This is a genomic window from Shimia aestuarii (genome assembly GCF_022814865.1).
Classification (GTDB): domain Bacteria; phylum Pseudomonadota; class Alphaproteobacteria; order Rhodobacterales; family Rhodobacteraceae; genus Shimia; species Shimia aestuarii_A.
Window position 1 is genome coordinate 161,123 of sequence record NZ_JAKVRD010000005.1, and the last position, 21,368, is coordinate 182,490.

Annotated in this window: 17 protein-coding genes and 1 riboswitch; of the genes, 8 read left to right on the forward strand and 9 right to left on the reverse strand. The window is 63.2% G+C overall.

All coding sequences use genetic code 11. The features are described from left to right. Nucleotides 1-50 precede the first annotated feature (50 nt). Nucleotides 51-1,355: an NAD-dependent dihydropyrimidine dehydrogenase subunit PreA gene (gene preA / locus MK745_RS07260; protein ID WP_243612619.1), complete on the reverse strand. Its 1,305-nt coding sequence runs from the start codon at nt 1,353-1,355 to the stop codon at nt 51-53. Nucleotides 1,356-1,373: 18 nt separating this feature from the next. Then, complete coding sequence (locus MK745_RS07265) at nt 1,374-2,696, reverse strand: NAD(P)-dependent oxidoreductase (protein WP_243612620.1); 1,323 nt, start codon at nt 2,694-2,696, stop codon at nt 1,374-1,376. A 309-nt stretch (nt 2,697-3,005) separates the two neighbouring features. Here MK745_RS07265 and MK745_RS07270 point away from each other — a divergent pair, with 309 nt between their 5' ends. After that, a complete protein-coding gene (locus MK745_RS07270) occupies nt 3,006-3,212 on the forward strand; it encodes a cold-shock protein (protein ID WP_243612621.1) in 207 nt (68 codons plus the stop codon). A 236-nt stretch (nt 3,213-3,448) separates the two neighbouring features. Here MK745_RS07270 and gcvP read toward each other — a convergent pair whose 3' ends face one another. The 4 genes from gcvP to MK745_RS07290 all read right to left on the reverse strand — a co-directional run bounded on the left by gcvP (nt 3,449) and on the right by MK745_RS07290 (nt 8,639). Next, the gene (gene gcvP, locus MK745_RS07275; protein ID WP_243612622.1) at nt 3,449-6,271 is read right to left on the reverse strand and encodes an aminomethyl-transferring glycine dehydrogenase; all 2,823 of its coding nucleotides are present in this window, start codon (nt 6,269-6,271) and stop codon (nt 3,449-3,451) included. A gap of 109 nt (nt 6,272-6,380) precedes the next feature. After that, nucleotides 6,381-6,740, reverse strand: coding sequence for a glycine cleavage system protein GcvH (gene gcvH, locus MK745_RS07280; protein WP_243612623.1), 360 nt, complete (start codon nt 6,738-6,740; stop codon nt 6,381-6,383). A gap of 22 nt (nt 6,741-6,762) precedes the next feature. Further along, nucleotides 6,763-7,887, reverse strand: coding sequence for a glycine cleavage system aminomethyltransferase GcvT (gene gcvT, locus MK745_RS07285; RefSeq protein ID WP_243612624.1), 1,125 nt, complete (start codon nt 7,885-7,887; stop codon nt 6,763-6,765). Nucleotides 7,888-8,051: 164 nt separating this feature from the next. Beyond that, nucleotides 8,052-8,139: riboswitch (glycine riboswitch) on the reverse strand. A gap of 14 nt (nt 8,140-8,153) precedes the next feature. Next, nucleotides 8,154-8,639 carry an RrF2 family transcriptional regulator gene (locus MK745_RS07290; protein ID WP_243612625.1) on the reverse strand — a complete coding sequence of 162 codons (486 nt, stop codon included), beginning with the start codon at nt 8,637-8,639 and terminating at the stop codon, nt 8,154-8,156. 96 nt (nt 8,640-8,735) lie between these two features. On the opposite strand from MK745_RS07290, the gene MK745_RS07295 reads away from it, so the two are divergent. Next, nucleotides 8,736-9,341, forward strand: a complete 606-nt coding sequence (locus MK745_RS07295) for a gamma-glutamylcyclotransferase family protein (RefSeq protein ID WP_243612626.1) — start codon at nt 8,736-8,738, stop codon at nt 9,339-9,341. Between the two features lie 122 nt (nt 9,342-9,463). Here MK745_RS07295 and gltX read toward each other — a convergent pair whose 3' ends face one another. Continuing rightward, nucleotides 9,464-10,789, reverse strand: coding sequence for a glutamate--tRNA ligase (gene gltX / locus MK745_RS07300; RefSeq protein ID WP_243612627.1), 1,326 nt, complete (start codon nt 10,787-10,789; stop codon nt 9,464-9,466). A gap of 162 nt (nt 10,790-10,951) precedes the next feature. Here gltX and MK745_RS07305 point away from each other — a divergent pair, with 162 nt between their 5' ends. Both MK745_RS07305 and MK745_RS07310 read left to right on the forward strand, forming a co-directional pair. Then, the gene (locus MK745_RS07305; RefSeq protein WP_243612628.1) at nt 10,952-11,881 is read left to right on the forward strand and encodes an MBL fold metallo-hydrolase; all 930 of its coding nucleotides are present in this window, start codon (nt 10,952-10,954) and stop codon (nt 11,879-11,881) included. A gap of 33 nt (nt 11,882-11,914) precedes the next feature. After that, on the forward strand, nt 11,915-12,865 hold the full coding sequence (locus MK745_RS07310; RefSeq protein WP_243612629.1) for a 1-phosphofructokinase family hexose kinase: 951 nt from the start codon (nt 11,915-11,917) through the stop codon (nt 12,863-12,865). A 246-nt stretch (nt 12,866-13,111) separates the two neighbouring features. On the opposite strand, the gene MK745_RS07315 is transcribed toward MK745_RS07310, so the two are convergent. Beyond that, nucleotides 13,112-14,770 (reverse strand): NAD+ synthase, encoded by a 1,659-nt coding sequence (locus tag MK745_RS07315; protein WP_243612630.1) that lies wholly within the window; start codon nt 14,768-14,770, stop codon nt 13,112-13,114. Nucleotides 14,771-14,973: 203 nt separating this feature from the next. On the opposite strand from MK745_RS07315, the gene MK745_RS07320 reads away from it, so the two are divergent. Further along, a complete protein-coding gene (locus MK745_RS07320; RefSeq protein WP_243612690.1) occupies nt 14,974-16,350 on the forward strand; it encodes an MORN repeat-containing protein in 1,377 nt (458 codons plus the stop codon). Nucleotides 16,351-16,484: 134 nt separating this feature from the next. On the opposite strand, the gene MK745_RS07325 is transcribed toward MK745_RS07320, so the two are convergent. Continuing rightward, nucleotides 16,485-17,153, reverse strand: a complete 669-nt coding sequence (locus MK745_RS07325) for an SDR family NAD(P)-dependent oxidoreductase (protein WP_243612631.1) — start codon at nt 17,151-17,153, stop codon at nt 16,485-16,487. A gap of 276 nt (nt 17,154-17,429) precedes the next feature. Here MK745_RS07325 and MK745_RS07330 point away from each other — a divergent pair, with 276 nt between their 5' ends. The 3 genes from MK745_RS07330 to MK745_RS07340 all read left to right on the forward strand — a co-directional run bounded on the left by MK745_RS07330 (nt 17,430) and on the right by MK745_RS07340 (nt 21,335). After that, complete coding sequence (locus tag MK745_RS07330; RefSeq protein WP_243612632.1) at nt 17,430-19,004, forward strand: 2-isopropylmalate synthase; 1,575 nt, start codon at nt 17,430-17,432, stop codon at nt 19,002-19,004. 104 nt (nt 19,005-19,108) lie between these two features. After that, entirely contained in the window at nt 19,109-20,044 is a 936-nt protein-coding gene (locus MK745_RS07335; protein ID WP_243612633.1) for an asparaginase, read from the forward strand. 250 nt (nt 20,045-20,294) lie between these two features. Further along, entirely contained in the window at nt 20,295-21,335 is a 1,041-nt protein-coding gene (locus MK745_RS07340; RefSeq protein ID WP_243612634.1) for a rod shape-determining protein, read from the forward strand. Nucleotides 21,336-21,368 lie beyond the last annotated feature (33 nt).

Consider the following 21,368-nt stretch of genomic DNA (forward strand, 5'->3'; position numbering starts at 1 on the left):
TGTCGTGGGTGGGCTGCAACCTGCCTACCCTGCACAGAGAGCTTGTGCTGTTACTCCGCCGCCTGCGACGCCGGGTTGTTCGGATGCGCAAGCCAATTGCCATATTCCGCCGCAACCGGCTGGCCCGTGCGCTCGTCCATCTCGCCGGGGGCAAGCGTGCGCATGGTGATGCAATCCTCAACCGGGCAGACATTCACGCAAAGGTTACAGGCGACGCACTCGTCGTCCTTGACCCGGAACACCCGATCCTCGGTCATCTCGATCGCCTGATGGCTGGTATCCTCACAAGCCGCATAGCAGCGCCCGCACTTGATACAATCATCCTCGTTGATAACCGCCTTGGTCACGTGGTTGAGGTTGAGATACTGCCAATCGGTGACATTCGGCGTTGCCATACCAACGAAGTCGGCAGTGCTCGTATGGCCCTTCTCATCCATCCACTGGCTCAGGCCCGAGATCATCTCCTGCACGATCTTGAACCCATAGGTCATCGCCGCCGTGCAAACCTGCACATTCCCCGCGCCAAGCGCCATGAACTCCGCCGCATCGCGCCATGTCGTGACGCCACCAATGCCGCTGATCGGGAGGTTCGCCGTCTCCGCATTGCGCGCGATCTCGGCCACCATGTTCATCGCGATGGGCTTAACTGCCGGACCACAATAGCCCCCATGCGTGCCCTTGCCGTCAATCGTCGGCATCGGCGCCATCACATCGAGGTCCACCCCGGTGATCGAGTTGATGGTGTTGATGAGGCTGACCGCATCAGCGCCCCCCTTCATCGCCGCCGTCGCCGGGTTGAGGATATTGGTGATGTTCGGCGTCAACTTGACGATCACCGGCATCCGCGTGTTCGCCTTGCACCAGCGCGTGACCATCTCGACATATTCCGGCACCTGTCCCACGGCCGATCCCATGCCGCGCTCGGCCATCCCGTGCGGACAGCCAAAGTTAAGCTCGATCCCGTCTGCGCCCGTCTCCTCGACCAGCGGCAGGATCGCTTTCCACGCCTCTTCCTCGCACGGCACCATGAGCGAAACGATCACCGCACGATCCGGGTAATCCCGCTTCACCGCCTTGATCTCCTGAAGGTTCGTCTGGAGCGGGCGGTCCGTAATAAGCTCGATATTGTTGAGGCCCAAAAGCCGCCGATCCGCCCCGTGGATTGCGCCATAGCGCGGGCCGTTGACGTTGACGACGGGCGGACCTTCCTCGCCAAGGGTCTTCCAGACGACCCCGCCCCACCCCGCCTCAAAGGCGCGGCGCACGTTATATTCCTTGTCCGTCGGCGGCGCAGAGGCGAGCCAAAACGGGTTCGGGGATTTGATCCCCACGAAGTTGCTTTGAAGATTGGCCATGTCGCTGATCTCCCTTTCTTACGCCGTCAACGCGGCGTGGATGTCTTCGGCGGCATCGCGCCCTTCGGCCACTGCGGTCACGGTGAGGTCATCCCCCCCGCTCGCACAATCGCCCCCGGCCCAGACGCCTTTGACGCTCGTGCGCCCCGCGCCGGTCACCTTGATCTTGCCGCGCTCCGTCTCCGGCAGGGCCGCGCCCTCAAGGGTCTGACCGATTGCCTTGAAAACCTGGTCGGCGGCAATACGCACCGTCTGGCCCGTAGGCTTGAGATCGTCATCGGTATATTCGAACTCGATCTCGCGCACCGCGCCATTGCCGATCACGGCCTTGGGCGAGGCATTGGTGATGATCCGCACGCCTTTCGACGCCGCTAGGTCTTGCTCAAAGACGCTGGCATTCATCCGCTCCCGGCCCCGTCGATAGACAAGGCTGACGTTCAGCGCGCCCAGAAGTTTCGCCTGAACCGCGGCATCCACCGCCGTCATGCCGCCGCCGATCACAACCACGTCGCGCCCGATGGCCACATCCCCAAGGTCCGACGCCTGGCGCAGCTCGGCAATGAAGTCGACCGCGTCAAGAACGCCGCCCTTCTCCTCGCCATCGACGCCAAGCGCATTGACCCCGCCAAGCCCGATCCCAAGGAACACCGCATCATAATCGCCCTTGAGCGCCTCGAGCGTCAGACCCGCGCCAAGCGCCTTGCCGGTCTCAACGGTGATCCCACCGATCTTCAAAAGCCAGTCGACCTCCTTCGCCGCGAAATCATCGACCGACTTGTAGCTCGCAATGCCGAACTCGTTGAGCCCGCCCGGCTTCTGGCGCGCATCGAACACGGTGACGTCATGGCCATGCATCGCCAGCCGGTGCGCCGCCGCAAGACCCGCAGGCCCCGCCCCGACCACCGCGACGCGCTTTCCCGTCGCCGCGGCGCGCTCGAACGGGTGCACCCCCGCCTGCATGAGCGTGTCCGTCGCATAGCGTTGCAGCCGTCCGATCTCGACCGGCTTACCCTCCGCCGTCTCCCGCACACAGACCTGCTCACAGAGCGTCTCCGTCGGGCAAACCCGCGCACACATACCCCCAAGGATATTCTGGTTCAGGATCGTCTTGGCCGCCGCCTCCGGCGTGCCGGTCGCGATCTGGCGAATGAATAGCGGGATGTCGATATCGGTCGGACAGGCGTCCATGCAGGGCGCGTCGTGACAGAAGTAACACCGATCCGCGGCGACCAGCGCCTCGTGATCCTCGAGCCGGGGATGCAAATCCCCGAAATTGTCGGCAAGCTGGTCGGGGCCAAGACGCCCTCCCACGATACCTTCGCTCAACGGTGAATTGGTCATTCCTCTCCCCATGTCATCGTTTGGCTAATGGAATCAGGCTGTCACGGGTTCTGTTTTTTATCAACTGGTAAAATTTAAACTGGTGGCCAAAAAACTTCAGATGCCCGAAAATTCAGCGAATTTTGCCGCTCATCGCGAGGCGTTTCGCCAGACAATGCTTGCGAAAAAACCGACTCTCGCGGATACTCACCGCGCAACGTTACCTCTATCGACCTACTGTTCCTTCGGCTCAGGCACTCGATTTTGCACTGACCGAGCCACGCTGCCGCAGGATCGCGGGCAGTTACGATACAGACAGGAGATACGACGATGGCAACTGGCACCGTCAAATGGTTCAACACCACCAAAGGCTACGGCTTTATCGCACCCGATGAGGGCGGCAAGGACGTATTCGTTCACATTTCGGCCGTGGAACGTTCCGGGCTGACCGGCCTCGCCGACAACCAGAAGGTCACTTACGAACTTCAGGCCGGCCGTGATGGCCGCGAAAGCGCGGTGGACATCGCTCTGGCCTGATCCGCCGGCGCGACTGACAGATTTCGAAAAGGGCGTGAGGGCTTCCTCCCGCCCTTTTTTCATACGCAAACGCCCCTGCTTCTCCTTTGCCCAAATACTCCCGCCGGAGGCGTCCCATCCAACGCAAAAGGCGCGCCGCCCGCAAGCAACGCGCCGTTTTCTCAACCCGCGACGGGCCCGGACCCGGCCTTGGCCGGGGCTGGGCGAAACCTGCGGCGGCGTAAGCCGCCCCCGCTTTAGTCCACGTAGTCTTCCATCGGCGGACAGATACAGACGAGGTTGCGGTCGCCATAGGCATTGTCGACCCGGTTGACCGGCGGCCAATACTTATCGACCCGGAAAGACCCCGGCGGGAAACAGCCCTGCTCGCGGCTATAGGGCCGGTCCCATTCACCCACGAGGTCTTGCGTCGTGTGCGGCGCGTGTTTGAGCGGGTTGTTCTCCGCATCCATCTCGCCCGCCTCGATGACGCGGATTTCCTCGCGGATTGCCAGCATCGCATCGCAGAACCGATCGAGCTCGGCCTTGGTCTCGCTCTCCGTCGGCTCGATCATCAGCGTGCCCGCCACGGGCCAGCTCATGGTCGGCGCGTGGAACCCGCAATCCATCAGGCGCTTGGCAATATCATCGACCGTCACGCCCGCGCTTTCGGCAAAGGGGCGCGTGTCAATGATGCACTCATGTGCAACCCGGCCCGTCGGCCCTTTGTAAAGGACGTCATAGGCCCCCTCGAGACGCTTAGCGATGTAGTTGGCGTTGAGGATCGCCGCCCGCGTGGCCTGCGTCAGGCCCTCTCCCCCCATCAAGAGGATATAGGCCCAGGAGATTGGCAAGATCGACCCCGACCCGACCGGCGCCGCGCTGACTGCGCCCGCCTTCTCTGGCAGGTGCGGCACGAGATGCGCCTTGACCCCGATCGGCCCCATGCCGGGACCACCGCCACCATGCGGGATGGCAAAGGTCTTGTGCAGGTTGAGGTGGCTCACATCCCCACCAAGATCGCCGGGCCGCGACAGGCCCACCATGGCGTTGAGGTTGGCGCCGTCGATATAGACCTGCCCACCATGCTCATGGGTGATCGCACAGACCTCGCGCACCGTTTCCTCGAACACACCATGCGTCGAGGGGTAGGTGATCATGCAGCCTGCAAGCTCGTTCGAGTGTTTCTGCGCTTTCGCAAGGAAATCGTTGAGATCAATGTCACCGTTCTCGCTCGACTTCACCGGCACGACCTTCCAGCCAACCATCTGCGCACTCGCCGGGTTGGTGCCATGCGCGCTCATCGGGATGAGACAGACATTGCGATGCCCCTCGCCCCGCGCCGCGTGATAATCCGCAATGGTCAGGAGACCGGCATATTCCCCCTGCGCGCCAGAATTGGGCTGCATCGAGAAATCGTCATAGCCGGTAATCTGGCAAAGCTTCGCGGTGAGATCGTCAAGCATCTCGCGATAGCCAAGCGCCTGATCCTCTGGACAATAGGGATGTAACAACGAGAATTCGCGCCAGCTTACCGGCATCATCTCGGCGGCAGCGTTGAGCTTCATCGTGCACGACCCAAGCGGGATCATCGCCCGATCAAGCGCAAGATCACGATCCGCAAGGCGGCGCATGTAGCGCATCATTTCCGTCTCGGCGCGGTTCATGTGGAACACCGGATGGGTGAGAAAATCGCTCCGGCGGTGCATGTTGTCCGGCACGCGATACTCGGCCTCGAAATTGTCATCCTTGCGGTCGATCCCAAAGGCTCGCCACACGGCCTCAATCACTGCCGGGCGCGTGGCCTCGTCCACGGTGATCCCTACCCGTGTCTCGCCGACCGGGCGCAGGTTGACGTTCTCGTCCACCGCCGACTTGATAACCGCCGCCTGAAGCGGGCCCACATCGACAGTGATCGTGTCGAAGAACACCTTGGGATCTACCTTGAACCCCGCCGCCTCAAGCCCATTGGCAAGGCGCACGGTCTTGCGGTGAATCCGCTGCGCAATCGCCTTGAGCCCCTTCGGCCCGTGGAACACCGCATACATCGACGCCATCACCGCCAAAAGCGCCTGCGCCGTGCAGACGTTCGACGTCGCCTTTTCGCGCCGGATATGCTGTTCGCGGGTCTGGAGCGAGAGACGATACGCCTTGTTGCCGCGCGCATCGACCGACACGCCGACAATCCGCCCCGGCATCTGCCGCTTATAGGCGTCCTTGGTCGCCACATAGGCCGCGTGCGGCCCGCCATATCCCATCGGCACGCCAAAGCGCTGGGTGGTGCCCACGGCGATATCCGCCCCCATTGCACCCGGCTCTTTCAGCAGGGTAAGCGACAGCGGATCGGCACTGATAATCCCGATCGCCTTGGCCTCATGCAGCGCCGCAATATGGTCGGTGAAATCCCGCACGTGCCCATATGTGCCCGGATACTGGAAAATCGCGCCGAAAACCTTGTCGGCCTCCAACTTGTCCGGATTGCCGACGATGACCTCGATGCCAAGCGGCTTTGCACGGGTCTGGATCACAGCGATATTCTGAGGGTGGCAATCACGGTCGACAAAGAACGCCTTGGCCTTCGATTTCGACACCCGCTGCGCCATGGTCATCGCCTCGGCACAGGCCGTCGCCTCGTCAAGAAGCGACGCATTGGCAACCTCAAGCCCCGTCAAGTCCGACACCATGGTCTGAAAATTCAAGAGCGCCTCAAGGCGGCCCTGCGAAATCTCTGGCTGATACGGCGTATAGGCCGTGTACCACGCCGGGTTCTCAAGGATGTTGCGCTGGATCGCGGGCGGCGTCACCGTGCCGTGATATCCCTGCCCGATAAGGCTTGTCAGAACCTTGTTCTTCGCCGCCGTGACCCGCATCCGATAAAGCAACTCGCGCTCCGAGAACGGCCGCCCGAAATCAAGCGGTGCCTCTTGCCGGATGCTCTTGGGCACCGTGTCCTCGATCAGCGCATCAAGGCTTTCGGCCCCAACCACCCCAAGCATGTCGGCCATTTCCTCGGGCGATGGCCCGATGTGGCGGCGGTTGGCGAAATCATACGGCAGGTAGTCCGTCGGCGTGAACGGCATGGTGTCCTCCATAACTTACCCATCGGCGCTCCGGCATCGGTCGCGCCCTGCCCTCTCGGGCGTCATTTCCCTTGCAAACCCGGCACACCCCGCGCCGGACAGTCGCGCGTCAGCCCACGAAGTCCTTGTAGGCCGCCTCGTCCATGTAATCGTCCATCTGGCTGGCATCCGCGGGCTTCATCTTGAAGAACCACGCATCACCAAGCGGGTCTTCGTTGACCTTGCCCGGATCCTCGACCAAGGCCGCGTTGACCTCGACAATCTCGCCATCAAGCGGCGCAAGGATATCGCTTGCCGCCTTGACCGACTCGATGACGCAAACCTCGTCATCCTTCGACACCTCGGTGCCTTCTTCCGGCAATTCGATGAACACCACATCGCCAAGCTGCTCGCTCGCGTGTTCCGTGATGCCCACGACAACCACGTCATCCTCGACGCGCAGCCATTCATGTTCTTCGGTGAATTTCATCTTCCGAGGTCTCCCTGTTCGTTCAACGTTTGAAACCGGCCGGCACGAAAGGCAGTCTGACAACCTTCACAGGCATCCGCTTGCCGCGCACCTCGCCAAAAAGTTCGCTATCCTTGCTCGCATATTCCGCAGAGACATAGCCCATGGCAACAGGTCCGTTGACGCTCGGACCAAATCCGCCGCTCGTCACCGTTCCGATGGGCGCACCGCCCTCGTCACTTGCATAGATTTCCGTACCGCCGCGCATGGGTGCCCGGCCCTCCGGCAAAAGACCAACCCGCTTGCGTGCCACGCCCTCGGCCATCTGGCCTAGGATCGCCTCCGCGCCGGGGAAACCACCCGCACGCGCTCCGCCCGTGCGCCGCACCTTCTGGATCGCCCAGGTCAGTGCCGCTTCGACCGGGCTGGTGCCCGCATCAATATCGTTTCCATATAGGCAAAGCCCGGCCTCGAGCCGCAGACTGTCACGCGCGCCAAGGCCGATCGCCTCGACCTCCTCCATCTCGAGAAGCGCCCGGCAAAGCGCCTCTGCGCTGCCGTCCGGAACCGAGATCTCGAACCCGTCCTCGCCGGTATAGCCCGAACGCGACACCCAACAGTCCACGCCCAAGATCTCGACCGTCGCCACATCCATGAACCGCATCTCCGCAATCTCCGGCGCGAGCCGCGACAACGCGGCCTCCGCCTGCGGCCCCTGAAGCGCGACAAGCGCCCGGTCCGTGATCGTCTCAACCGTGATCCCCGGCTCCAACGCCGCCTTCATCCGCGCGATATCCGCCGCTTTGCAGGCCGCGTTGACCACAACGAAAAGATGATCGCCCCGGTTGGCGAACATGAGATCGTCCTCGATCCCGCCTGTGTCGTTGGTGAAAAAGCCGTAGCGCTGGCGCCCCGTGTCAAGGCCAAGCACATCCACCGGCACAAGGCCCTCGAACGCTTTGGCAATCGCCTCGAGGCTCTCGCCGCGCAGGATCACCTGCCCCATATGGCTGACATCGAACAGCCCAGCCTCGGCGCGGGTATGAAGATGCTCCTTCATGACGCCGAGCGGATATTGCACCGGCATCTCGTATCCCGCGAAAGGCACCATCTTGGCGCCAAGCTCCAGATGAAGATCGTATAGCGGCGTGCGCTGCAACGCGTCCATGGTCTCGCTCCCTGTCTTCCGGAGCGTCTTCTGATCATGAAGGCATCCGGCATCACTCTCTCGCGCGAATGTGGCCCGCGCGGGCAATGCCCCCTCTGTCCTTTCGCCTGAGATCGCTATCCCTTCGGCGGCCTGCCTCTCGCAGGCTCTCTCCAGAGTGTTATCGGTGCGTGTCGGTCCCTGTGGCCTGAGAGTTTCCGGGGCGGTTGCTCCTTCGGCACCGGGTCAACCCGGTTCTCCCGACTCGCGTCAACCGATACCTAGTGTTATGCGGAGGCGCTGACAAGCCCTGCCGACGCAGCGCCACGCTCGCGGCAATTCCGCGGCGCAAGGATATCAAGCAACGCCGCGTTGTTGCAGACCAGCGCATTCAGCGTCACACCGTCAAGAACGTCATAGAAGGCTTCCGCCGCATCCTGCAACGCCACCCGCAATAGGCAGGCATTGACAAGCGGGCAGGAGTTGTCTGCATCCGCGAAACACTCTGCCAACGGCACAGGGGCCTCCATGTGGCGGAAAATCTGGCCAACCTCGATCTGTTCCGGCTCAAGCGCAAGCTCGATGCCGCCGTTGCGCCCGCGATGGGTATGGATGATCCCCATCTGGCCCAATTGGTTGATCACCTGCGCAAGGTGGTTCTCGGAAGATTTGCACACCCGCGCAATCTCCGCCTTGGTCACAAGACGGTCGCGGTGCGCCGCGCAAAACATCAGCACGCGGATCGCAATATTGGTTCTTTTCGTAATACGCACAGTCTTCTCCGAACTAGGGTTATGGCCGAAAACATCCACGGAAAATGCGGGTTTTGACGCCTAAATGCTTTGACATGGATCAACAGATACTAGTGAATGTCGGCCAATATGCACCAAAAATACTTCTTTGGCTATGGAAGTCTCGTGAACCGCGCCACCCACGCGTATGGTCAGGCCCGTCCCGCGCGACTGTTCGGTTGGCGACGAATCTGGCGCCATACCGACCTGCGACCCGTGGCCTATCTGACAGCGATCCCCGATCCGGACTGCGCCATCGACGGGCTGATCGCGCATGTGCCCGGCGACGACTGGCGCGCACTCGACATCCGCGAACACGCCTATGATCGCGTCGCCGTCTGCGATGACGTCACCCACGACGCGCCCGACCCGATCCACATCGCCGTCTATACCGTCCCCGAAGGCAAACACGGCCGCCCAAGCGCTGAACACCCGGTGCTGCTCTCCTATATCGACACGGTGGTGCAAGGCTACCTACAGGAATTCGGCGCGTCCGGCGTGGCGCATTTCTTCGCGACAACCTCAGGCTGGTCCGCCCCGATCCTCGACGACCGCTCCGCTCCGATCTACCCGCGCGCCCAGACCACGACCGACGCCCTGCGCAAACGGGTCGATACCCATCTCGCGCACCTCGCCACAACGCGCATCCCGCTGGCCGAGGCACACCCGTCCCTTAGGCGCTGACGCCCGGATCTTCCTCTTGCTGAAAATATCCCCGCCGGAGGCCATCCGAGGAGCCGCGCCGGAGGCGCGGGGACGAGATATCCTGCGCGCGGCCCTGGCCGCGCACATTCAAGCGACAGACCTTATCCGCGCGCCTTCACCACCTGCAAAAGCGGCATCACCGCGCTCATGTCCGGCCCGTTGCTCTGTCCGGTAAGCGCCTTGCGGAGCGGCATGAAAAGCCCCCGCCCCTTGCGGCCCGTCGCCTCTTTCACGGCCTTGGTCCAAGTGCCCCAGGTCTCGCCGTCAAACGGCCCCTCGGGCAAAAGCGCCATCGCCTCGGCGATGAACGCGCGGTCTTCCTCGTCAATCTCCGGCTCCGCGCCGTTGGCGAACAAATCCCACCAGGTGGCAAGGTCCTTGCGCGTGACGATATTCTCGCGCGTCACCTCCCAGAACTGCTCGGCCAGATCATCCGGCACGCCCGCCGCCTTCACATCCGCCGCCATCGCCGCGAAAGGCTGTTCATGCAGGATGCGTGCGGTGAGCGGGTAAAGATCCTGCTCGTCGAACTTCGTCGGGGCCGACCCGAAATGGCCGATATCGAACCCATCAGCCACCTCGTCCATGCTCTCGCGCAACTCGACCGGATCGGACGACCCAAGCCGCGCCATCAGGCTGACAAGCGCCATCGGCTCAACGCCCGCGGCGCGCAGATCGCGCAGCGAAAGTGTCCCCAAACGCTTCGAAAGCGCCTCGCCCTGCGGCCCGGTCAAAAGCGAATGGTGCGCAAATTCCGGCACCGCCCCGCCAAGCGCCTCGATGATCTGAATCTGCGTCGCGGTGTTGGTGACGTGATCCGACCCGCGCACCACATGCGTCACCCCGAAATCCACGTCATCGCAGACCGACGCAAGCGTATAAAGGAACTGCCCATCGCCGCGAATAAGAACCGGGTCCGACACGCTGGCCGCATCAATCGACAGATCCCCAAGGATGCCATCGGTCCATTCGATCCGCTCTTGAATGAGCTTAAAGCGCCAATGCCCGTTGCCCCGCTCCGCGCGCAGCGCCTCTTTCTCCGCCTCGGACAGATCGAGCGCAGCGCGGTCATAGACCGGCGGCTTGCCCATGTTGAGCTGTTTCTTGCGCTTCAGGTCCAACTCGGTCGGCGTCTCGAAACACTCGTAGAACCGCGCCTTCTCGCGCAGCTCTTCAGCCGCCTGCTCGTAACGCTCGAGCCGCGCCGACTGGCGCTCCATCCGGTCCCATGTGATGCCGAGCCATTCAAGGTCTTCCTGAATCGCATCGACATATTCCTGCTTCGAGCGCTCCGGGTCGGTGTCATCGATGCGCAGGATAAAGGTGCCGCCTGCCTTCTTCGCGATGAGAAAGTTCATCAACGCAGTGCGCAGGTTGCCAACATGGATATAGCCCGTGGGAGAGGGCGCGAAACGTGTCGTGGTCATGGGAATCTCCGGATATCGCGCGCTACCTCTCATACGCGCGCGGTTTTGTCCATAAGAAGCCCGCACCAGGTGCCGTTCCCGCCGGACACACAAAGTTGACATGGCGGCGGCGCCGTTCCGCGCTACCCTCTCAGACACGCACATATCAGGAGGACACAGGAAATGCCCTTGAAGACCCCCCATATCAATCGTCGCTCAGTCCTGCTTGGCGGAGCAGCCCTGCCGCTCGCCGCTGCAACGGCCTCCCCCGCCCTCGCCGCTGCCGAGATGATGGGCGTCGGCACCACCCGCTTCAATCGCGTGAAACTCGGTGGGTTCGAAGTCACCACGTTGCTGGCCGGAACCCGCACCGTGCCCAATCCGCAAACCATCTTCGGCATGAACGTCGATGCCGATACCTTCGCCGCCGCCTCTGCCAAGGCCAATATTCCCACCGACGCGGCACAGTTCTTCTTTACCCCGACCGTGGTCAATACCGGTTCCGAGTTGATCCTCATTGACACCGGCCTCAACCCCGCAGGCATCACCGCCGCCCTCGAGACCGCAGGCTATCGCCCCGACCAGATCGACACCGTGGTGATCACCCATATGCACGGCGACCATGTGGGCGGGCTGATGGGCGACGGCGGAGAAACCTTTGCCGGAGCCAAATACGTGACGGGTGCGGCCGAATTCGACGCATGGGACATGGCGGGCAACGACACGTTCGAAGCCAAGGTCCGCCCGCTCGAAGACAAGATCGCCATGATCAAGGGCGGCGATGCGGTTGCCTCAGGCGTGACCGCGATCGAAGCCTTCGGCCACACCCCCGGCCACATGGCCTACATGCTCGAAAGCGAGGGCAAACAGCTCGTGCTCGGTGCCGATTTCGCCAACCACTATGTCTGGTCCCTCGCCCACCCCGACTGGGAAGTGAAATTCGACCGCGACAAAGAAGCCGCCGCCGCCACTCGCCGCAAAATGCTCTCGATGATGGCCGGGAGCGAGATTCCCTTTGTCGGCTATCACATGCCTTGGCCCGGCATCGGCTATGTCGAAACCCGAGGCGACGGGTATCACTATGTTCCGGCGAGCTATCAGCTTATGCTCTAGGTCCAAACGGACCAGAGACCGGAGACACGTCCCTTGCAGGACATCCTGACGATGACGCTGAACCCGGCGGTGGACATGTCCACCGCCGTCGACCACGTGGAGGCCGGGCCGAAATTGCGCTGCGACCGGCCCGCTGTCGATCCCGGCGGGGGCGGCATCAACGTCTCCCGCGCCATTCGAACCCTTGGCGGGCAAACCCGCGCCCTTGTCGCCGTGGGCGGATCGACCGGCAAGACGCTGCGCCACCTTCTGCTTGATGAAGGCATCGCCTACCTGCCCTTCCGCGCCCCCGGCGAAACCCGTCAGAGCCTCGCTGTGACAGACCGCGACAGTGGCGCGCAATACCGCTTTGTCCTGCCCGGCTCAGACTGGAGCGCGGCGGATGTAGAGCGCCTCCTCGACATGATTCCCGGCATCGTGCCAGACGGCGGTTTTGTCGTGCCAAGCGGCAGCCTGCCGCCCGGCGTACCGCCCGACTTCATCGCCCGGCTCTGTGCTTTGCTGTCCGGACGCGATGTGCGGGTGGTCGCGGATGTGTCCGGCACCGCGCTCGAGGCGCTTGTCGCGCGCCCGGCTCCCGGTCTCGACACGCTGCGCATGGATCAGCACGAAGCCGAGACCCTGCACGGCGCGCCCCTGCCCACACGCACCGACACCGCCGGTTTCGCCCGCGCCCTCGTCGGCAAAGGCGTGGCCCGCACCGTCATCGTCGCACGTGGCGCCGATGGCTCGGTCCTTGCCACCGCCGCCACCGCCCTTCACGCCGCCGCCGCAGATGTCCCGGTGCAAAGCCGTATCGGCGCAGGCGACAGTTTTGTCGGCGCCTACACGCTCGCGCTGGCGCTGGGTGCCGACCCCGGCACCGCCCTGCAACGCGGTGCGGCCGCGGCAAGCGCGGCGGTGATGACAGGCGCCACCGACCTCTGCACCCGCGCCGACGCCGAGCGCCTCCTGACCGACTGCCCGCTCACGGTTCTGGGCTAAGGAAGAACGCGCCGCCCGCCCCCGCGAGGGGGCCGGTCGCCCCGGCCCGCCACCGCGGGCATCGCACCCTCACCGCAAAGACATCGACTCAGGAGACGTCCAGTATGAGTATTTTCGCAGAGAAGAAACGGACCCCCGCTCTTCTTCTCTGTTCCAAATACCTCCGGGGTGAATGGCCGCTTGCGGCCAGAGGGGCAGCGCCCCTTTCGCCCTATCAAGACGCGCCCGCATAGGGCGCGCAGAGGTCTAGCTCTTGTCGCGGAAGCGGTTGACGATCGGATAGCGGCGATCCAGCCAGAACGCCTTTTTCGAAAGCCGTGCGCCGGGGGCGGACTGGAACCGCTTGTATTCCGAGATGTAGAGCAGATGCTCCACCCGTTTCACCGTCTCACGCGCGAACCCCGCCGCGACGCACTCGGCGACCGAGCGCTCCTCGTCCACCAGCATCGTCAGGATCGCGTCCAGCTCGTCATAGGGTGGCAGGCTGTCCTCGTCCTTCTGATCCGGGCGCAGCTCGGCGGAGGGGGGCTTGTCGATGATCGACACCGGGATCACCTCGCCGCCGGGGCCGTTCATCCAGTCGCGATGCACGGCGTTGCGCCAGCGGCAGGTCTCGAAGACCCGTGTCTTGTACATGTCCTTGATCGGATTATAGCCGCCCGCCATATCGCCATAGATCGTCGCGTATCCCACCGCGACCTCGGATTTGTTGCCCGTGGTGAGAAGCATCTCTCCGAACTTGTTGGAAAGCGCCATGAGCAAAAGCCCCCGCAGGCGGGACTGGATATTTTCCTCAGTGATATCCGGCGCCGTGCCTTCGAACAGGGGCGCCAGCGCCTCTGTCACCGCATCGCGCGGCCTGGAGATCGGCAGATAGTCATAGCGACAGCCCAATCGCTCGGCGATGTCCTTTGCGTCATCAAGCGAGCCTTGCGAAGTATATTCCGACGGCAGCATCACGCAGCGCACATTCTCCGCCCCGAGCGCATCGACCGCGATCGTCGCCACGAGCGCCGAGTCGATCCCACCCGAGAGACCAAGAAGCACCTTGGAAAACCCGGTCTTTCCCATGTAATCGCGCAGCGCTTCTGTGCAGACGCGGTAATCCTGTTCCTCGCCCGCGGGCAGCACCGCCTTTTCGCCATGCGCCGCGCGCCAACCGGTATCGGTGCGGGTGAAATCCACATGCACCACGCGCTTGTCGAAGACCGGGAGCTGCACCGCCAGCTCACCACCGGGGTTGAGCACGAATGAGCCGCCGTCAAACACCTGATCGTCCTGACCACCGACCATGTTCAGATAGACCAGCGGCAGGCCTGTCTCGATCACCCGGGCGACCATGTGGCTCATGCGGCGGTCGAACTTGTCGCGATAATAGGGCGAACCGTTGGGCACCACGAGAATCTCCGCACCGGTCTCCTCCATGGTCTCCGAGACATCCTCAAACCACGCATCTTCGCAAATGGGTGAGCCGACCCGCACGCCACCCACGTCATACGGCCCGCCAAGAGGCCCGGCATCGAACAGGCGTTTTTCGTCGAAGACCGTGTAATTCGGCAGGTGGTGCTTGCGCTGGCGGTGCACGATCTTGCCACCGCGACAGACGAAATAGGCGTTATAGAGCGCCCCGTCCTCTGCCAGCGGCCCACCAATGGCAAGCACCGGGCCATCGGCGCAATCGCGGGCCAGCGCCTCGATCTCCGCCATTGCGGCCTCTTGAAACGCTGGCTTGAGGATCAGGTCTTGCGCGTTATAGCCAGTGATGAACATCTCCGGCAGCGCCACGAGGTCCGCCCCCGCCGCTTTGCCTTCCTGCCAGACGCGACGCGCCTCGGCGGCGTTGCCTTCAAGGTCGCCCATCACCGGGTTGACCTGTGCCATGGTGAGACGGAAACTGTCGGCCATCAGGCTCTCCTGTCGCATTTCTTCGTCGCAGATTTAGCAGATGCACGCGTGAGGGGAAGAGCCAAGGCAAAAGGCGTTGCCCCGAAACCGCCCCTGTTCTAGGATTCGCAAAACGCCACGCACGTGACCGGGCTTGGCCCGAGGGGATGAATATGAGCAGAAAACAGGCGATCACAAAGCGGACGATCACTCTCGCCGTTCTCATGGCCATGGGTGCATGGTCTGCGCCCGTGGCGGCGCAGGATGGGGAAATCCTGACCAAGCAATATGATGACGGCGGCGTCTATGAAGGCACCTTCAAGGACGGGCTGCAACACGGCACCGGAAGCTACCGCCTCCCCAATGGCTATGAATATACGGGCGCATGGGTCGAAGGCGAAATCCGCGGCGAAGGCCAGGCACGCTTTCCCAACGGGTCGGTCTATGTCGGCGAGTTCGCCAAAGGCAAACCCGAAGGCATCGGCAAGATCACATTTACCGACGGCGGCACCTATGAAGGGGAATGGAAAGACGGCAAGATCAACGGCCAGGGCGTCGCGGTCTATGCCAACGGGGTGCGCTATGAGGGCGGGTTTAAGAACGCCATGCATCACGGCAAGGGCACCATGCTGTCGCCCGGTGGCTACGTCTATGAAGGCGATTGGGTCAATGGCGTCAAGGAAGGCCAAGGCACCATCAGCTATCCCGACGGCGCCACCTACCAAGGCGAGATCGTCGCGGGCGAACGCTCTGGTCAAGGCGTGCTGACAACCGATGACGGTCTCATCTACGAAGGCCTCTGGGCAGCGGGCCAGATCGAAGGCACGGGCAAACTCATTCAGCCCAATGGCGATATTTACGAAGGCGATCTCGTCGCCGGACAGCGTCAAGGGCAAGGTCGGGTGATCTATGCCAATGGCGACACCTATGAAGGCAGCTTTGAAGCCGACAAACGCCACGGCCAAGGCGAATTCAAAGGCGCGGACGGCTATCACTATGTCGGCAACTGGGTCGCTGGACATATCGAAGGCAACGGCACCGTGACCTATCCCGACGGGTCGGTCTATGTCGGAGAATTCCGCGAAGACCTCGCCGATGGCACTGGCAAGATCACCTACCCGGACGGGTCGACCTATGAAGGTGAATGGGAAGCCGGGGTGATCGAAGGGTCCGGCACTGCAACCTTCGCCAACGGGCTGACCTATGTCGGCCAGTTCCACAATGCCCGCAACCACGGGCAGGGCGTGATGACCTATTCGACAGAGACCGGCGACTATCGCTACGAGGGCGAATGGGTCGACGGCCAGCGCCATGGCATCGGCACCGCCTCCTACCCGGATGGCTCGGTCTATGAAGGCCAGTTCGCCAACGGCCAGCGCCACGGTGTCGGCGAGATCACCATGGAAGACGGGTTCAAATATGCCGGTGAATGGCAAAACGGCGAGATCAGCGGCCGCGGCGTCGCAACCTATGCCAATGGCGATGTCTATGAAGGCATGTTCAAATCCGGCAAACGTCAGGGCGAAGGCACGATGCGCTATGCCAGTGGCGACGAAAGCTCTGGCACCTGGGAAAACAACGCCCTCAAGACCGACGGGTAATTCCTAATCGAGAGGGGGCGCTCCCGCCCCTTTCGCGGCGCAGCAAAGCTGCACCCGAAAGCGTTGGGCGTGGCTGGGGGACGCTGTCCCCCAGACCCCCTGAGGTATTTTCACCAAGAAGAAGACAAGGCGCTTCACCAGGGAAGACGCGTGCCATCCCAGCTATAGAATTGACCCGTGTCGGCCGGAGTGAGGTTTTCGAGCACTGTAAGAAGGTTCTCGGCGCTTTCCTCCGGGCTATGCTTCCGGTGCGCCTTGTGATCCGCGGTAAATTGCGTCGCCACGGTGCCCGGATGCAGCGTCACACAGATCGCCTCTCGATGAGAACGCGCCAGTTCTATGGCGCCGGTGTGGACGATCTGGTTCAGCGCCGCCTTGGCCGCGCGGTAGCTATACCAACCGCCCAACTGGTTATCCCCAATGGACCCGACCTTCGCCGAGATCGCCGCAAAGACCGCCCGCCGGTCGCGGCGCAAAAGGCGCGGCGCATGGCGCAGGATCAGCGCCGGGCCGATCGCATTGACCGCGTATTGATCCGCAAGCGCCGCCGCGCTCAGGCTGCGCAGGGATTTCTCTGGCGGCTGGCCCGCACCATGAAGCGCCCCGGTCGCGACGAAGATCATGTCGACCCCCGGTGTCACCCCGCCGAGCACGGCCTCGACCGAGGCCTCGTCGGTGATCTCCAGACCGTTTTCGCGCCGTGATAGCCCCGTCACCGCCACGCCGCGTGCAGCAAGCGCCGCACAAAGCGCGCCGCCAATACCGCCCGAGGCGCCGATGACCAATGCCCGTGTTCCTGTCATGGGGGGCAAAGGTGGCGCAGGACGCGTGGAAGTCAATCGCCCTGCTTTGCCGCGATCTGCAAAAAGCCTCTTCCCTTTTGGACCATGTTCCGTATAGTCCGCCCCCATGACACGGGTTTCTCATATCCACATTGCACAGGTTGCCGCGCGCGACCTGCGTCCCCGTGACCTCCTTCTTCTTCTCAGCCTCCGCTGAGCGCGCTTCGGCGCGGGCCGCTCAGTATGGACAGCGCCGACCCCGAATAGCCGACCCCAGAAGAACACGAGACAATCGACATGACTGATACCAAACCCCAGGACCGCGTCCTGATTTTCGACACGACCCTGCGCGACGGTGAGCAATCCCCCGGCGCCACCATGACCCACGACGAGAAGATCGAGATCGCGGGCATGCTCGACGAGATGGGCGTCGACATCATCGAAGCGGGCTTCCCGATCGCCTCTGAGGGCGACTTTGCCGCCGTGAGCGAGATCGCCAAGAACGCTGTCAATAGCCGCATCTGCGGCCTCGCGCGCGCCAATTTCGCCGATATCGACCGCTGCTGGGAGGCGGTCAAACACGCCGAGAAGAACCGCATCCATACCTTCATCGGCACCTCGCCGCTGCACCGCGCGATCCCGAACCTGACCATGGACGAGATGGCCGACAAGATCCACGAGACCGTGACCCGCGCCCGCAACCTCTGCGAGGACGTGCAATGGTCGCCAATGGACGCGACGCGCACCGAATGGGACTATCTCTGCCGCGTGATCGAGATCGCCATCAAGGCGGGCGCCACCACGATCAACATCCCCGACACCGTGGGCTATACCGCGCCAGAGGAATCGGCCGACCTGATCCGCCGCCTGATCGAAACCGTGCCGGGCGCCGATGAGGTCATCTTCGCGACCCACTGCCACAACGACCTCGGCATGGCGACAGCCAACGCGCTGGCCGCCGTCGCAGGCGGTGCACGTCAGATCGAATGCACCATCAACGGCCTCGGCGAACGCGCCGGCAACACCGCCCTCGAAGAGGTGGTGATGGCGATGAAGACCCGCCACGACATCATGCCGTGGACGACCGGCGTCGACACCACCAAGATCATGGCCATCTCGCGCCGCGTCGCGACCGTGTCGGGCTTCCCGGTGCAGTTCAACAAGGCCATCGTCGGCAAGAACGCCTTCGCCCACGAAAGCGGCATCCACCAGGACGGCATGCTGAAGAACCGCGAGAACTTCGAGATCATGCGCCCCGAGGATATCGGTCTCGCAGGCACCTCGCTGCCCTTGGGCAAACACTCCGGCCGCGCCGCGCTGCGCGACAAGCTCGAGCATCTGGGCTTTGAGCTGGGCGATAACCAGCTCAAGGACGTGTTCGTGCGCTTCAAGGATCTCGCAGACCGCAAGAAAGAGGTGATGGACGACGACCTCATCGCACTGATGCGTGTGGGCGGGGACGACGAGAGCGATGCGCTCAAGCTGGTGTCGATGAAAGTGATCTGCGGCACTGGTGGTCAGGCCGAGTCGACCGTCGAGATGGAGATCAACGGCAAGGACATCTCGGCCACCGCCTATGGCGATGGCCCGGTGGACGCGACCTTCAAGGCCGTGCGCGAAATCCATCCCAACGAGGCGCGCCTGCAGCTCTATCAGGTGCACGCCGTGACGGAAGGCATGGACGCACAGGCGACCGTCTCGGTCCGCCTCGAGGAGAACGGCAATGTCGTGACCGGCCAATCCGCCGACACCGACACCGTGGTCGCTTCGGCCAAGGCCTATATCAACGCGCTGAACCGCCTGCTGGTGCGGCGCGCCAAGATGGGCGAAGGCGCCGACACGCGCGAAATCTCCTATCGCGACATGAGCTGAGCCAGCGCCAAGAGGTTTCGAAACCGCTTGAAAAACGTGTTGCGAAACACGGTCCCCAAGGCCCCTCGAAGGGCCTTGGGCACCTCTCAGAAGGAGAAACCCCCATGAAAACCCTTCTGATCCATACAGGCGGCACGATTGGCATGGTGGCGACCGACGCGGGATTTGCCCCGGCCGAGGGGGTGGTCGAGGGTTTTCTCGCCGCCCATGCACCCGATACCGTCGACCTCTGCCTGCTCTCCCCGCTCATCGATAGCGCCAACGCGACGCCCGCCGACTGGGGCCGCATCGCCGCGACCATCGCGGACCACTACGCCGCCTATGACGCCTTCCTCGTCACCCATGGCACCGACACGCTCGCCTATACCGCCGCCGCGCTCTGTTTCGCGCTTGAGGGGCTAGGCAAGCCGGTGATCCTGACCGGAGCAATGTTGCCGCTCACGGTCGAGGGCTCGGACGGCGGACAGAACCTCCTCGACGCGATCGTTGCGGCGCATGGCGCGCCCGCCGGGGTCTGGGTGCAATTTGCCGGACGCCTCTTGCATGGCGCGCGGGTGCGCAAATCCCATTCCCGCGCCTTGGATGCCTTTGCGGCCGATCCCTCCGACATCGCTCCGCGCCGCCTTGGGGATACGCTCCTGCGCCATACGACCGGCCCGGCCAAAACGGCCTTTCTCTCGGTCGCACCCGGCGTCCCAACCGACCTCTTCCAACATGCTGCCGAGACCTGTGACGGGTTGATCCTGCGTTGCTACGGCTCGGGCACCGTCCCCGGAACCCCCGGCCTCGCCCGCGCGCTCGCCACCGCCCGCGCCCGCGACATCCCCGTGCTCGCCGTGTCTCAATGTCCCGAGGGCGGCATGGTCCTTGGCACCTACGCCGCCGCCGCGATCCTCCTCGATCATGGCGTGATTGACGGGCGCGACATGACGGTCGAGGCCGCCTATGCCAAACTCGCCTATACCCTCGCCGAAAGCCACGATCCAGCCACCCGCCGCGCCCACCTCGAACGCTCTCTTTGCGGCGAATTCACTCCCTGAGCGCGCGTACCGTTCACCTCGCCGCCGCGCGAAACCGCACAGACGCGATACCGACGGAATACCGACGTGATACCGATCCGCGTTTCCCGGTCTGCCAATGCGTTAACCTGACCCATGAATCACGGGCGGAAACACGCTGATTTCCCCTCATGTGGCCTTTCCGTCGCCCCCTCCCATGACTATAAGGGGCATCGGCCCGGGATTTGCAGAGTCGCGGGCCCAAATGGAATTTCTGTGGGAAGAAATACGTATGCTGGGAAATCTGGGCGGTCTGTTCACCTCCGACATGGCCATCGACCTCGGAACGGCGAACACGCTGGTCTATGTCAAGGGGAAGGGCGTGATCCTGTCCGAACCCTCCGTGGTCGCCTATCACGTCAAGGACGGCGTCAAGAAGGTTCTCGCCGTCGGTGAAGACGCCAAACTGATGCTTGGTCGAACCCCCGGCTCCATCGAGGCCATCCGCCCGATGCGCGACGGCGTGATCGCCGATTTCGACGTGGCCGAAGAGATGATCAAACACTTCATCCGCAAGGTCCACAAACGCTCGACCTTCTCCAAGCCCAAGATCATCGTCTGCGTGCCCCACGGCGCAACCCCCGTTGAAAAAAGGGCTATTCGTCAATCGGTTCTGTCCGCTGGCGCCCGCCGCGCAGGCCTCATCGCCGAACCCATCGCAGCCGCCATCGGGGCTGGCATGCCGATCACCGATCCGACCGGCAACATGGTCGTCGACATCGGCGGCGGCACGACCGAAGTCGCCGTTCTCTCGCTTGGCGATATCGTCTACGCGCGCTCTGTCCGCGTCGGTGGCGACCGCATGGACGAGGCGATCATCAACTACCTGCGCCGCAACCAGAACCTCCTTGTCGGAGAGTCGACCGCGGAACGCATCAAGACCCAGATCGGCACCGCCCGCATGCCCGATGACGGGCGTGGCACCTCGATGCAAATCCGCGGCCGCGACCTTCTGAACGGCGTGCCCAAAGAGACCGAGATTTCACAGGCCCAGGTGGCCGAAGCGCTTGCCGAACCGGTGCAGCAGATTTGCGAAGCCGTGATGACCGCGCTCGAAGCAACGCCGCCGGACCTCGCCGCCGACATCGTCGATCGTGGCGTGATGCTGACCGGCGGTGGCGCCCTCCTCGGCGACCTCGACCTCGCCCTGCGCGAACAGACCGGCCTCGGCGTCTCCATCGCCGATGAATCGCTGAACTGTGTTGCCATGGGCACCGGCAAGGCGCTTGAATACGAAAAGCAACTGCGCCACGCCATCGACTACGATAGCTGAGGCCCGCGCCGCCCGTCTGGCGCACCATGCGCA